We start from the raw sequence: 12,760 nt of genomic DNA, 5'->3' as shown, positions 1-12,760 counted from the left end.
CGGTGTGTCAGGAGACTGATCTGGCGAATGTGTAACCGTCTTCGCGAGCAGGCTCGCTCCCACAGTTGTGAACGGTGTTGCCATTAGATGTGGGACAATACCCGCCACTTTCAGCCATACCCGAATCGATCACACCCATGAACGCCCCCCGCACCCCCAAACCTGCGCGCAAGAAACCTGATGCCGCGACCCCGGCCAAAGCCGTCGAGCCGCGTGAAAAGGCCAGCCTGCACCCGCGCAATCGCCATCAGGGTCGCTACGACTTCCCGGCGCTGATCAAGACCACGCCGGAACTGGCGAAGTTCGTGATCACCAACCCGTACGGCAAGGAAAGCATCGACTTCGCCAGCCCCGACGCGGTGCGCGTGTTCAACCGGGCGCTGCTCAAGGCGTTTTATGGCATCGAGCATTGGGACATTCCGGCGGACTACCTGTGCCCACCGGTCCCCGGTCGTGCCGATTACGTGCATTTCCTCGCTGACCTGCTGGCCAGCATGAACGACGGCAAGGTGCCGCGCGGTGCAATCGTCAACGTGCTGGACATCGGCATGGGCGCCAACTGCGTTTATCCGCTGATCGGCAACAGCGAATACCGCTGGCACTTCCTCGGCTCGGAAATCGATCCGACCGCCGTGGCTGCTGCCCGGGCCATCGTCCAGTCCAACGGCCTGAACAAGGTGATCCAGCTGCGCCAGCAGGAAAACCGCAAACACATCCTGATCGGCCTGCTGGAACCGGGTGAGCGCTTTGACCTGACCATGTGCAACCCGCCGTTCCACGCCTCGATGGAAGAGGCGACCAAGGGCAGCGAGCGCAAATGGCGCGCACTGGGCAAGGCTGATCCGAAACGCAAACTGCCGGTGCTGAACTTCGGTGGTCAGTCTGCCGAGCTGTGGTGTGAAGGCGGTGAAGCGCGTTTCGTGACGCAACTGATCGCCGAGAGCGCGAACTTCCAGCACAAGGTGCTGTGGTTCAGCACCCTGGTGTCGAAAGCCTCGAACCTGCCCGCCATCGAAACCGCGCTGAAGAAGGCCGGTGTGCTGGAAAGCCAAGTGGTGGAGATGTCGCAAGGGCAGAAACAGAGCCGCTTCGTGGCGTGGACCTTTCAGACCAAGTCCGAGCAGCAGATCTGGCGTCGCGAGCGCTGGGTCCGCTAAACATTGCATCGCCGGACACAAATCAATTGTGGGAGCGAGCCTGCTCGCGAAGGCGGCGTGTCAGTTAACTTCATTATTGACTGACACAGCGCTTTCGCGAGCAGGCTCGCTCCCACATTGGATTGCGTGGCGCCGCCAAATCGCAGGCACAAAAAAACCGTGCCCGGATCACTCCGGTGCACGGTTTTTTTATCGCTGCGTCTTACTTGTTCACAGCGTCGGTCAGGCCTTTGGCCACAACCAGCTTGATCACTTTCTTGGCAGGGATTTCGATGGCAGCGCCAGTCGAAGGGTTACGGCCAGTGCGGGCAGGACGCTCGGTCACTTTCAGCTTGCCGATACCTGGCAAGGTGATTTCGCCGCCGTTTTCCAGCTGATCGGCAACGATTTGGCCCAGTTGGTCCAGAGCGTTACGCGCGGTGGTTTTCGGCGCGTCGATAGCTTCAGCGATGTCGGCGATCAGTTGGTCTTTAGTAAGAGCCATGTAGTGTTCCTTCCCTATCAAATTCATATGGATTGCAGAGTGCAGTGTCAGCCATCGAGCCCGATCTTCTGGATCTGGCACCCTCGGCGATAACCACGACGAGTCGGGTTATAGATACCGAAATCAGGGTTTGGTTCGACCTGACAAATGCTGATTGCACGCTTAACGCAGTGACTTCGCGTAAGACCGGGCAAAACTAGCACAGAGACGGGGAAATATCCGCCTCTAGCTACCCATTTGGTCAGGTTTATTGCTCTAAATCGGTAAAAAACTGCATAAGCGCAGGCGCTTGCCCCGGATTTGCCCTTCCACCCCCTGATTACGCTGCCATGGGCCACAATTTTTTGCTGCGCCCTGTTTTTGTAGGAGCTGCCGAAGGCTGCGATCTTTTGACTTTGATTTTTCAAAAACAAGATCAAAAGATCGCAGCCTTCGGCAGCTCCTACACGGGGACGGTTGCATCGTCCCAAGTGGAGAATCGGGTACACTGGGCGCTTTTTCGGGGGAGCCCGCCCTCCTCCCTTCCACCAGCCGAGAAGCCCATGCCGATCCGTCATTGCATCGTCCACCTGATCGACAAAAAACCCGACGGCACGCCCGCAGTTCTGCACGCCCGCGACTCCGAACTGGCTGAGTCCGCGGCCATCGAGAACATGCTTGCCGACCTCAACGAGAGCTACAACGCCAAGCAAGGCAAAGCCTGGGGCCTGTTCCATCCGGAATCCGGCGCGTTTCCGTTCAGCGGCTGGCTGAAGGAATACATGGAAGGCGGCCAGGACTTCACTGCGTTCAGCAAAGTCGCGGTCGAGCATCTGCAGAAACTGATGGAAGAGTCGAACCTGTCGGTCGGCGGCCACGTACTGTTCGCCCACTATCAGCAAGGCATGACCGACTACCTGGCGATCGCCCTGCTGCACCACAGCGAAGGCGTGGCGGTGACCGACGAGCTGGACGTCACCCCGTCGCGTCACCTTGACCTCGGCCAACTGCACTTGGCGGCGCGGATCAACGTCTCCGAGTGGCAGAACAACAAGCAGTCCAAGCAGTACATCTCGTTCATCAAGGGCAAGAACGGCAAGAAGGTTTCGGAGTACTTCCGCGACTTCATCGGCTGCCAGGAAGGCGTCGACGGCCCGGGCGAGACCCGCACCCTGCTCAAGGCCTTCAGCGACTTCGTTGAGAGCGAAGACCTGCCGGAAGACTCCGCCCGTGAGAAAACCAAGACCCTGGTCGATTACGCCAGCAGCCAGGCCAAGCTCGGCGAGCCAATGGGCCTGGAAGAGCTGTCGGAGCTGATCGATGAAGAACGGCCGAAAGCCTTCTACGATCACATCCGCAACAAAGATTACGGCCTGTCGCCGGAAATTCCGGCGGACAAACGCACCCTCAACCAGTTCCGCCGCTTCACCGGCCGCGCCGAGGGTCTGTCGATCAGCTTTGAAGCGCACCTGCTGGGTTCGAAGATCGAATACGACGAAGAGGCCGGCACCCTGATCATCAAGGGCCTGCCGACCTCGCTCACCGATCAGCTCAAGCGCCGCAACTGATGCTGGGCAATGTGCTGAAGAAGGTTGCGCTGGTTCTGCTGGTGGTGGTGATCTATCAGAACTGGGGCAAGATCGAGCGGGTGTTCAACCCGTCGCAGATGGTCTCTGAGCAGACGCGGGCGCAGGCCCGTGTCATGCTGTATGCCACCGACTGGTGCGGCTACTGCAAACAGACCAAGCGCTTTCTCGACAGCAAGGGGATTGCTTTCCGGGAATTCGATATCGAGAAGGACGCCGAGGCGCGCAAAGCGTATGAGGCGCTGGGTGGGCGCGGGATTCCGCTGATAGACGTGAATGGCACGTTGATTCGCGGGTTTGACCCGGACGAGATCCTCGCCGCCCTGAAATAACACAACTCCTCTGTGGCGAGGGGATTTATCCCCGATCGGCGGCGAAGCCGTCGCAAAATCTGCCTGGTAGGGCGTGCAGTTTTTTGGGGGCGCTTCGCGCCCCATCGGGGATAAATCCCCTCACCACAATTGCCCCCCAAGCAAAGGCCGCTTGCTGATCAGCGGGCTTCGATGCGGAAACCAAAGCGCGGGAAGTGCACGTGCACCACGCCACCACGCGGGTCTTCGCGGCGCAGGATCAGCTCTTCGCGGCCAGCAAACAGCAACTCGCCTTCCACCGGATCCACCCCGTAGTCAATGGCGGCAATCGCCACCTGCTGTCCGGCCTTGAACCCGTTCGGATCGACAAATTGCTCATCCGGCAACGCCGCCGGCGTCGAGGTGCGCGCCACTTCCAACGCCGCCTCGGCGGTCATTTCGCTCGCGGCGCCATGGCCAAAGCCCAGCACACGCCCAAGCCAGGCCGTCACGGCCGGATATTCATCGACCAACGGCGCAGTGACGTGCGTCGCCTTGAGGAACCACAGCGGATGCGCCAGGGCGAAGTCGGCAATCGACGGCTCACCGAACAGAAAGTCGCCCTGCTCGCGCTGCAACTGCTGCTCCAGGCGCGCCATGATCGTTGGCCATTGGTGTTTGGCCTGTTCGGCCGGCAACCGCGTGGCGCTGCCACCACTGAACAGCCCGGCACGGTCAGCCATGAACGCCTTGATCGCTTCCGGCGGCAACTTGCCGAAACGTACCGCCACCGATTCCGGCTGGAACACCAGGCTGACGGCATGCTGGAACACCACCGAATCGGCCCATGTCGCGAAGCTGGCACTGATCATTTCCTGGCCTTCCGGGAAAAACGCCGGCAGGGCTTTTTCCTGCTCCAGACGACGGGCGATCAACGAGGTGTCGCAATAGATGTCGGCGCCGATCTGCAATACCGGGGTCTTGCGATAGCCCCCGGTCAGCGCGGTCAGATCCGGCTTGGGCATCACCGGCGAAATGTGAACCGAGCGCCAGGACAAGCCTTTGAAGCCCAACAGCAGACGAGCCTTTTCGGCAAATGGAGAGGTCGGGTAATGATGCAGAATCAACTCGGACATGCTCGGCTCCGCCGCACAGAAAGTGAATCGGCAGCTTAGCGTGCATTTGATTAGCAGCCTACAGATCTGGCTGATGGGAACCGATCAGTCAGATTGATAAGACGCCACCAGGCATTCCTTGGCGCTCTTGCGCAGCTTCTTGATCAAGCGCTCCTGACGCAACGCATCGCTCTTGTCGCGGCAACGTTCGGTGTAGACCAGCGCCATCGCCGGGCTGGACAGGAAGAACCGCGCGCCCTTGCCGCTTTGATGCTTGGCGAAGCGCCGCACCGGGTCGTCGCTGATCCCGCAGTACAGCGAGCCATTGGCCGCGCGCACGAGGTAGACGAACCAGGACTTGCTCACGGGTTCGACAACATCAACCGGTTTTTCGCTGAGGCTGGTCACTTCGGGATCTGGACGTGTAGGAAACAGGCCGCAATCTTATCAGCGACCGGCCTGAAATGCCTTCAGCCCTTTCAACGCCTGCGCCCGCACGGCGTTGCGCACCAGCGGTGTCCAGCCGAGCAGCAGGCCTTTGAAGCCCAACGCCTGACGCGACCAGCGCCACAGGTCGAAGTGATCGTGGTGCTCGCAGATCTTGCCGTCACGAAAGACGAAACGTGCCTGAATATCGTTGATCACCACGTTGCCGGTCTGGCTGAACAGATACGTCGCCACCCAGTGCGCGCCACCGCTGCGCTCGCCGGCGCGGACATTGTCGAAGGTCAGGGAAAAGTCTTTGGCGCGAGTGGTGAGCATGCGCCACATGTCGCCAGCATCGCGGCCGCGCAACTCGCCGAAGGCCGGATCGCTGAACACCACGTCATCGGTGTAGCACGCGGCCATGGCTTCGGCGTCGAGGCGCTGGAAGGCTTGGTAGAAGCGGGTGATCAGGGCGGCGTGGGCTTCGCTCATGGGCAAACTCCGGGAAATGGACAGATTGCCAGCACGATAAGCTGCAAATCGCAGAAACACTATCGGCATTCGCAAAGCGAATACCACGCAAGATTCAAAGCACCGCAAAAACTGTGGGAGCGAGCCTGCTCGCGAAGAGGCCGGCACATTCAACACGATCTGTGCCTGAACCACTGTCTTCGCGAGCAGGCTCGCTCCCACATGGGATATCACTGGCCGCAAAAAAGGGTTACGCGTCAGATCTTTTCGCTTTGCACTTGCACGTACAGCGCACGCCCGGCACCCAGCCCGGCAATGATCGCACCGGTGCCGATAATGCCGAAAATCCAGCCCACGGCATTCCAGCCGCCAGTCCAGTCATGCACCACGCCGACCGCGAATGGCCCCATCGACGCCAGGGTGTAGCCGAAGCCCTGGGACATGCTCGACAGGTTCGCCGCCACGTGCGAATCCCGCGAGCGCAGCACGATCAGGGTCAGCGCCAGACTGAACGTACCGCCCTGCCCCAGCCCCAACAGAATCGCCCAGCCCCACAGCCCTTCAATCGGCGCGTACAGGCAACCGAACAGACCGCCGAGGGTCAGCGCCATCACCACCACGATCGCCAGGCGCTGATCCTTGCCCCGGGTCGCCAGCCACGGTGCCGCGAGGGAGCTGGCGAGCTGAATGATCACCGAACCGGACAGCACCAGGCCGGCCTGGGTCGGAGTCAAGCCACGACCGATCAGGATCGACGGCAACCAGCCGAACACGATGTACGCCAGCGACGATTGCAGGCCCATGTACAACGTCACTTGCCAGGCCAGCGGATCGCGCAGCAGCCCACGCACCCGATAGGCAACGTTGTGCGCGCCGTGTTTCTGCCCGACCTGCGGCAACCAGAACAGCGCCGCCACCAGCGCCGGGATCACCCAGAAGCCCAGGCCCAGTGCCCAGCTGTTATCAAAGTGCTCGCTCAACGGCACGGTGGAACCCGCGGCCATTGCCGCGCCCAGGCACAGGGCCATGGTGTAGACGCCGGTCATGGTTCCGGCGTGTCTGGCGAAGTCGCGTTTGACGATGCCCGGCAGCAGCACGCCGATAATGCCGATGCTCGCACCGCCAAGCACGCTACCGGCGAACAGGCCGATCTCACCGAAGTTGCTGCGCACAATGATCCCGGCGGCCAGGGTCAGCAGAATCCCCAGCACCACTCGTTCAGCGCCGAAACGCCGCGCCAGAATCGGCGCCAGCGGTGCGAACAAGCCCAGGCACAACACCGGCAGCGTGGTCAGCAGACCGGCCTGCGCAGCAGACAGGCCAAGGCTTTTCGACACTTCGCTGAGCAACGGCGCCATGCTCGACAGCGCCGGGCGCAGGTTCAGCGCCACCAGAATCAGGCCCAGCAGCAACAGCCACGGCCGGCGCACCAGCGGATGGCTTTGCTGCACTTGTTCGTCGTCGGCCTCGGCGTCGATCAGCAGCTCTTCGAGCTCCGCCGTGCGCTTGGGGATTGGGAGGTTTTTCTCGCTTTCAAGGTTCATTGATCAACTGCCTCGATATGGCTTTGGCCCGTTCCGGGTCGCGTTGTTCGACGGCATCGAGCAACTCGATGTGCAGGTCGAACACTTCCTGACGGCGCGGGACGATGTTCAGCGTCTGGCGCAATTGCGCGCCGACGATGCTGGAGAAATAGCGATACAGCTCGCTGAGGGTCGGGTTGTGCGCGGCGTCCACCAGACGGCGGTGGAACACCAGATCGCAGGCAATGTAAGTGTCGAGATCACCGTGGTAATGACTGCCACTGGTGCCAAGTGCCTCGCGCAGTGCGACCAGATCCTCATCGGTACGACGCAGCGCGGCCAGACCAATCGCCTCGACTTCGAGGATGTGCCGGGTCTCGCGCGCCTGCTCCAGCGAGCAACGGGACAACGCCTTGAGCGTGTCCATCGGATCGACCACTGCGCGCAAATAACTGCCATCGCCCTGCCGGATTTCGATCAACCCGGAAAACGCCAACACGCGCATGGCTTCACGCACGGTGTTGCGGCTGATGCCCAGCTCGGCGCACAGCTCAGGCTCGGTCGGCAGCCGTTCGCCGACCTGCCACACGCCATCGGTGATGCGTTGGCGCAACTGATCCAGGGCCTGATCGACCAGGGATCGCTTGATCAAAGGTGAGATGTCTGCCATGAAATTCGCCCTTTCATCCAATCATAGGATGAATTTTTTGACATGGTAGTCAGCTGAGGTTCCCCACACAACCCCAACAGAGACATCAATCCTACTTAACTAACTGTAAAGACCGATGGCAGGCGAAGTCATTTCCCACACTCATCAGGAATACTGCCGACATCACTTGCAGATGCTGGACTGCAGACTCTGGACATTGATCCAGGGGCGTTTTGCCCCGTCATTATCCAAAGGAAGATGCAACGCTCATGGTAGAAGTCAATTTCGGCAAGCAGCACGACCGCCCTTTTGTTCTGCAGAAGAATCGCCAATTGCTGGCAGTCCGCAGCCACGCGGGAACGCTGTTGGCTCAAACGCTTTGCTGTGAGTCCGCTCACACCGCGCTGGAGGGCTGTGAGCTTTTGATGCATATCGAGGACGCTGATGTGCAGGTTTTCAAACTGCCTGAACACTCGGACACATCGCACCGCAAGGCGCTGTTACGCGAATTGCCCGACGTGCGCTTCGCCGGCAGTGTGCTGGTGGAACCCGTCACTCAGGAGCCGGTGCTCTATACCGAAAATGTCTTTTTGAAGTTCGTCGATTCGCTGAAAGCCACTGAGTGCATGGTCATACTTGAAGAGCTGGGGCTGATGATCAAACAACAGGTGCCTTATGCAACCAATGCTTTCTTTGTCCATCACCCCGGCACTCATGGCATCGATATCTGCACCCTCACCGGTAAATGGCTGGAACGCGACGAGGTCGAGTACTGCCATCCGGAATTGCTGCGACAGGGTCAACGCCGAGCGATCCATGCCAATCAGTGGCACCTGAAGAAAACCACCGTGACCTATCAGGTTGAAATCGATGCCAGCGCCAACGTCGAAGCCGCACATGAGCTCGCGCAGGGCGAAGGCATCGTGATCGCCGTCATCGATGACGCGTTTGATATTGACCATCCCGAATTTTCCGGAGAAGGCAAAGTGGTCGGTGCAAAGAACTTTGACCGACGTAACGCCAAAGGGGGCCCGCGCCCACTGAACGCCCTGGAGCGCCACGGTACGGCCGCTGCCGGAGTGGCTTGCGCCAATGGTCAGGACGGCGCCAGCGGTGTCGCCCCCAAGGCCAGCCTGATGCCGTTGAAACTCACCAAACCCTTGGGAGCACGCGCGGAGGCCGACGCCTTTTTCTGGGCCGCCGATCAGGGAGCGGACGTCATTTCCTGCAGCTGGGGGCCGGCTGAAGGTCATTGGGCCGACCCGGCGGATCCGCGTCACACGCAAGTGTTTCCCTTGGCTGCCAGTACACGGCTGGCAATCGAATACGCCGCCACCAAGGGCCGCAATGGCAAAGGCTGTGTGATCTTTTTTGGCGCGGGAAACGGTAACGAATGCGCCGATAACGATGGCTACGCCAGCCACCCAGAGGTCATTGCGGTAGGGGCCTGCAACGATCAGAACCGGCGCAGTGCCTACAGTGATTATGGCAAGTGCGTCTGGTGCTGCTTTCCCAGCGGAGATCAGCAACACCCCGATCCGACATTCAAGCCTGCAACCTCGATCCCGCAGACCCGGGGTATCCGCACCACCGATTTGAGCGCAAAGTTTGCCGCAGCCACATTGCCGGCCTACACCGAGGCCTTCAGCGGTACCTCCAGCGCCTGCCCTGGCGCTGCGGGCATTGCTGCACTGGTGCTCGGCGTCAACCCTGAGCTTGATCGCACTGCGGTACGGCGGATTCTTGCCGATTGTTGCGACAAGATCGGCCACCCCGATGACGGGCCGCTCGGCCAGTACGACAAAAACGGCCACAGTCACTACTACGGGCACGGTCGACTCAATGCGCTGCGTGCCGTGCAGTTGGCACTTGAACTCAAAGCAAATGCGGGTTGATTCTCCTACATGAAAAAAGCCCTGTCGGCATACCGGCAGGGCTTTTTGTCAGGCGAACGTCTCAAGCGATCAATGCAGGATCTGGCTCAGGAACAGCTTGGTGCGGTCATTTTGCGGGTTGTCGAAGAAGTCGTTCGGCGCCGCCTGTTCGACGATTTCGCCCTTGTCCATGAAGATCACGCGGTTGGCCACGGTGCGGGCGAAGCCCATTTCGTGGGTCACGCAGAGCATGGTCATGCCGTCTTCGGCGAGGCCGATCATGGTGTCGAGTACCTCTTTCACCATCTCCGGGTCGAGTGCCGAGGTCGGTTCGTCGAACAGCATGATTTTCGGTTTCATGCACAGCGCGCGGGCAATCGCCACACGCTGTTGCTGACCGCCGGACAGTTGCCCCGGGAATTTATGCGCCTGCTCCGGGATGCGTACACGCTCCAGGTAATGCATGGCGATTTCCTCGGCCTTGCGCTTGGGCATCTTGCGCACCCACATCGGCGCCAGCGTGCAGTTCTGCAGGATGGTCAGGTGCGGGAACAGGTTGAAGTGCTGGAACACCATGCCGACTTCGCGGCGGATCGCTTCGATCTGCTTGAGGTCGTTGGTCAGTTCCACACCATCAACCACGATGCGGCCCTGCTGGTGTTCTTCCAGGCGATTGAGGCAGCGGATGGTGGTCGATTTGCCGGAACCCGACGGGCCGCACAGAACGATACGCTCGCCCTGTTTGACGTTGAGGTTGATGTCTTTCAGCACGTGGAACTGGCCGTACCACTTGTTCACGCCCTGCATCTGGATAATGCCTTCAGGGCCCACAGGCTTTTTGATTGCTTCGCTCATTTACAGAGAACTCCTAACGCTTGTGGCCAGTGTCGAGCTTGCGTTCCAGATGCATGGAATAGCGCGACATACCAAAACAGAAAATCCAGAACACCAGTGCGGCGAACACGTAGCCTTCGGTGGCCATGCCCAGCCATTTCGGATCGGCAGCGGCTTGCTTGACGCTGTTGAGTAGGTCGAACAGGCCGATGATGATCACCAGGCTGGTGTCCTTGAACAGCGCAATGAAGGTGTTGACGATGCCGGGAATCACCAGCTTCAGGGCTTGCGGCAGAATCACCAGGCCCATGGCGCGCCAGTAACCCAGGCCCATCGCCGCAGCCGCTTCGTACTGACCTTTGGGGATCGCTTGCAGACCGCCGCGCACCACCTCGGCGACGTAGGCCGACTGGAACAGAATCACCCCGATCAGCGCCCGCAGCAGCTTGTCGAAGTTCATGCCTTCGGGCAGGAACAGCGGCAGCATCACCGAGGACATGAACAGCACCGTGATCAACGGCACGCCACGCCAGAACTCGATGAACGTCACGCAGACCACACGGATCGCCGGCATGTTCGAGCGACGGCCCAGTGCCAGAATGATCCCCAGCGGCAAGGCGCCGGCGATACCGACGGTGGCGATGACCAGCGTCAGCATCAGGCCGCCCCACTGGCTGGTCGCCACGGCATCGAGGCCGAACACGCCGCCATGCAGCAGGCACCAGGCGACGATCGGGTAGATCACCAGGAAGCTCAGGCCGTACACCGCTTTACGCGGGAAGCGCGAGATGAACAGCGGCGCCACGCCGAGCACCGCCAGCCAAACAGTGAGGTCTACACGCCAGCGCAGTTCCACCGGATAGTAGCCGTACATGAACTGGCCGAAACGCTGCTGAATGAACACCCAGCAGGCGCCGTCCTTGGTGCAGTCGGCGCGGGTGGTGCCGACCCAGTTGGCGTCGAGGATCGCCCAGCTGAGGATCGGCGGCACGACGAGATAAATCAGGTAAAACGCAAACAGGGTCAGCAGGGTGTTGAGCCAGCTGGAGAACATGTTGGCGCGTATCCATGCCATCGGGCCGAAAACCTTGGCCGGCGGTGGCATGTCGGGTTTGAAAGTATGGGTTGTCATGCGCGTTTCCTCACCGCTCGATCAGCGCAATGCGCTTGTTGTACCAGTTCATCAGCAGGGAAATGCTGATACTGATCGCCAGGTACACGCTCATGGTGATGGCAATGACTTCGATCGCCTGACCGGTCTGGTTGAGCACGGTGCCGGCGAACAGCGAAACCATTTCCGGATAACCGATACCGGCGGCCAGCGACGAGTTCTTCGCCAGGTTCAGGTATTGGCTGGTCAGCGGCGGAATGATTACCCGCAGGGCTTGCGGAATGATCACCTTGCGCAGGGTCGGGCCGTTGCGCAAGCCGAGCGAACGCGCCGCTTCGGTCTGGCCATGGCTGACCGACTTGATCCCGGAACGGACGATTTCCGCGATGAATGCTGCGGTGTACACGGTCAACGCCAGGGTCAACGCCAGCAGTTCCGGGATCAGCACCCAGCCACCAACGAAGTTGAAGCCCTTGAGTTGCGGCATTTCCCAGTGCAGGGGTGCACCGAAGATCAGCGTGCACAAGGTCGGGATCACCAGCAGGATCGCCAGGCCGGTCCAGAACTTGTGGAATGGTTCGCCGGTGTCTTCGAATCGCTTGTTGGCCCAGCGGCACATCAGCACGATGGCGACGATGGCCAGCACCACACTGATGAAGAACGCCCAGAAGCCGTCAGCCATTTGCGCGGCCGGCATGTTCAGGCCCCGGCTGCTGACGAAGAAGGTGTCGCCGAAGTTGTGGCTGTTGCGCGGTCCCGGCATGGTCAGGAAAACCGCGAAGTACCAGAACAGGATCTGCAGCAGCGGCGGAATGTTGCGGAACACTTCCACATACACGGTCGCCAGTTTGCTGATGATCCAGTTCGGCGACAGCCGCGCCACACCGATGATGAAGCCCAGCAGGGTCGCCAGGATCACACCGATGAAGGTCACCAGCAGCGTATTGAGCAGGCCGATCACGAACACCCGCGCGTAACTGTCCGCTTCGGTGTAGGAAATCAGGTGCTGAGCGATGCCGAACCCGGCACTGCGCTCGAGAAAATCGAAACCGGACGTGATGCCCCGGTGTTGAAGGTTGGTCTGGGTGTTATCAAACAGATACCAGCCCATGGCGACCACCGCCACGACGGTGATGATCTGAAACAGCCACGCACGCACTCGCGGATCGCTGAGGCTGAACCTCTGCTTTGGTGCGCCGATTGAATTTTGCATGAAGTGCCCCGGAAAAAATGGAACAGAACATCACCCGGCGGTTGGCCC

At 60.4% G+C, this 12,760-nt stretch carries 13 protein-coding genes; 4 read left to right on the top strand and 9 right to left on the bottom strand.

Features of this window, described 5'->3' with window-relative positions; translation table 11 throughout:
- The first annotated feature begins 137 nt into the window (after positions 1–137).
- Complete coding sequence (rlmF, locus tag ACM6HV_RS25905; RefSeq protein WP_041064757.1) at positions 138–1,157, top strand: 23S rRNA (adenine(1618)-N(6))-methyltransferase RlmF; 1,020 nt, start codon at positions 138–140, stop codon at positions 1,155–1,157.
- Positions 1,158–1,359: 202 nt separating this feature from the next.
- On the opposite strand, the gene ACM6HV_RS25900 is transcribed toward rlmF, so the two are convergent.
- Positions 1,360–1,641 carry an HU family DNA-binding protein gene (locus tag ACM6HV_RS25900; RefSeq protein WP_003221909.1) on the bottom strand — a complete coding sequence of 94 codons (282 nt, stop codon included), beginning with the start codon at positions 1,639–1,641 and terminating at the stop codon, positions 1,360–1,362.
- Positions 1,642–2,183: 542 nt separating this feature from the next.
- Between ACM6HV_RS25900 and yejK the strand changes: the two genes are divergently transcribed.
- On the top strand, positions 2,184–3,188 hold the full coding sequence (gene yejK, locus ACM6HV_RS25895) for a nucleoid-associated protein YejK (protein ID WP_047292700.1): 1,005 nt from the start codon (positions 2,184–2,186) through the stop codon (positions 3,186–3,188).
- Positions 3,188–3,538, top strand: a complete 351-nt coding sequence (locus ACM6HV_RS25890) for a glutaredoxin family protein (protein WP_414905623.1) — start codon at positions 3,188–3,190, stop codon at positions 3,536–3,538. Before yejK ends, ACM6HV_RS25890 begins: the two co-directional genes overlap by 1 nt.
- Positions 3,539–3,696: 158 nt before the next feature.
- Here ACM6HV_RS25890 and ACM6HV_RS25885 read toward each other — a convergent pair whose 3' ends face one another.
- From ACM6HV_RS25885 to ACM6HV_RS25865, 5 genes are all read right to left on the bottom strand, one after another.
- Entirely contained in the window at positions 3,697–4,632 is a 936-nt protein-coding gene (locus ACM6HV_RS25885) for a glutathione S-transferase family protein (protein ID WP_414905622.1), read from the bottom strand.
- Positions 4,633–4,716: 84 nt separating this feature from the next.
- Positions 4,717–5,019 (bottom strand): GIY-YIG nuclease family protein, encoded by a 303-nt coding sequence (locus ACM6HV_RS25880; RefSeq protein WP_047292696.1) that lies wholly within the window; start codon positions 5,017–5,019, stop codon positions 4,717–4,719.
- Between the two features lie 39 nt (positions 5,020–5,058).
- The gene (locus ACM6HV_RS25875; RefSeq protein ID WP_414905621.1) at positions 5,059–5,529 is read right to left on the bottom strand and encodes a nuclear transport factor 2 family protein; all 471 of its coding nucleotides are present in this window, start codon (positions 5,527–5,529) and stop codon (positions 5,059–5,061) included.
- Positions 5,530–5,765: 236 nt separating this feature from the next.
- Positions 5,766–7,052 (bottom strand): CynX/NimT family MFS transporter, encoded by a 1,287-nt coding sequence (locus ACM6HV_RS25870; protein ID WP_414905620.1) that lies wholly within the window; start codon positions 7,050–7,052, stop codon positions 5,766–5,768.
- The gene (locus ACM6HV_RS25865; protein ID WP_414905619.1) at positions 7,042–7,701 is read right to left on the bottom strand and encodes a FadR/GntR family transcriptional regulator; all 660 of its coding nucleotides are present in this window, start codon (positions 7,699–7,701) and stop codon (positions 7,042–7,044) included. Before ACM6HV_RS25865 ends, ACM6HV_RS25870 begins: the two co-directional genes overlap by 11 nt.
- A 248-nt stretch (positions 7,702–7,949) precedes the next feature.
- Here ACM6HV_RS25865 and ACM6HV_RS25860 point away from each other — a divergent pair, with 248 nt between their 5' ends.
- On the top strand, positions 7,950–9,575 hold the full coding sequence (locus ACM6HV_RS25860) for a S8 family peptidase (protein WP_414905618.1): 1,626 nt from the start codon (positions 7,950–7,952) through the stop codon (positions 9,573–9,575).
- A gap of 69 nt (positions 9,576–9,644) precedes the next feature.
- Here the strand turns inward: ACM6HV_RS25860 and ACM6HV_RS25855 are convergent, their stop codons facing one another.
- From ACM6HV_RS25855 to ACM6HV_RS25845, 3 genes are read right to left on the bottom strand one after another with little or no spacing between them, the layout of a single operon-like run.
- The gene (locus ACM6HV_RS25855; protein WP_003221897.1) at positions 9,645–10,409 is read right to left on the bottom strand and encodes an amino acid ABC transporter ATP-binding protein; all 765 of its coding nucleotides are present in this window, start codon (positions 10,407–10,409) and stop codon (positions 9,645–9,647) included.
- Between the two features lie 13 nt (positions 10,410–10,422).
- Positions 10,423–11,520: an amino acid ABC transporter permease gene (locus ACM6HV_RS25850; protein ID WP_041064780.1), complete on the bottom strand. Its 1,098-nt coding sequence runs from the start codon at positions 11,518–11,520 to the stop codon at positions 10,423–10,425.
- A gap of 10 nt (positions 11,521–11,530) precedes the next feature.
- Positions 11,531–12,712 carry an amino acid ABC transporter permease gene (locus tag ACM6HV_RS25845; protein WP_047292689.1) on the bottom strand — a complete coding sequence of 394 codons (1,182 nt, stop codon included), beginning with the start codon at positions 12,710–12,712 and terminating at the stop codon, positions 11,531–11,533.
- Between the last annotated feature and the right edge of the window lie 48 nt (positions 12,713–12,760).

Origin of the sequence: Pseudomonas sp. IT-P260 (assembly GCF_949768395.1) — a bacterium.
Classification (GTDB): Bacteria; Pseudomonadota; Gammaproteobacteria; order Pseudomonadales; family Pseudomonadaceae; genus Aquipseudomonas; species Aquipseudomonas parakoreensis.
Note: the sequence above shows the minus strand (reverse complement) of the source record. Positions and strands in the feature narration are given on the sequence as shown.

Excerpts from the sequence above, each read along its gene's own strand:
- yejK (WP_047292700.1), top strand. The coding sequence starts at position 2,184 with ATGCCGATCCGTCATTGCATCGTCCACCTGATCGACAAAAAACCCGAC.
- ACM6HV_RS25850 (WP_041064780.1), bottom strand. The coding sequence starts at position 11,520 with ATGACAACCCATACTTTCAAACCCGACATGCCACCGCCGGCCAAGGTT.
- ACM6HV_RS25865 (WP_414905619.1), bottom strand. The coding sequence starts at position 7,701 with ATGGCAGACATCTCACCTTTGATCAAGCGATCCCTGGTCGATCAGGCC.
- ACM6HV_RS25885 (WP_414905622.1), bottom strand. The coding sequence starts at position 4,632 with ATGTCCGAGTTGATTCTGCATCATTACCCGACCTCTCCATTTGCCGAA.
- rlmF (WP_041064757.1), top strand. The coding sequence starts at position 138 with ATGAACGCCCCCCGCACCCCCAAACCTGCGCGCAAGAAACCTGATGCC.
- ACM6HV_RS25890 (WP_414905623.1), top strand. The coding sequence starts at position 3,188 with ATGCTGGGCAATGTGCTGAAGAAGGTTGCGCTGGTTCTGCTGGTGGTG.
- ACM6HV_RS25845 (WP_047292689.1), bottom strand. The coding sequence starts at position 12,712 with ATGCAAAATTCAATCGGCGCACCAAAGCAGAGGTTCAGCCTCAGCGAT.
- ACM6HV_RS25860 (WP_414905618.1), top strand. The coding sequence starts at position 7,950 with ATGGTAGAAGTCAATTTCGGCAAGCAGCACGACCGCCCTTTTGTTCTG.
- ACM6HV_RS25870 (WP_414905620.1), bottom strand. The coding sequence starts at position 7,052 with ATGAACCTTGAAAGCGAGAAAAACCTCCCAATCCCCAAGCGCACGGCG.
- ACM6HV_RS25875 (WP_414905621.1), bottom strand. The coding sequence starts at position 5,529 with ATGAGCGAAGCCCACGCCGCCCTGATCACCCGCTTCTACCAAGCCTTC.
- ACM6HV_RS25900 (WP_003221909.1), bottom strand. The coding sequence starts at position 1,641 with ATGGCTCTTACTAAAGACCAACTGATCGCCGACATCGCTGAAGCTATC.
- ACM6HV_RS25855 (WP_003221897.1), bottom strand. The coding sequence starts at position 10,409 with ATGAGCGAAGCAATCAAAAAGCCTGTGGGCCCTGAAGGCATTATCCAG.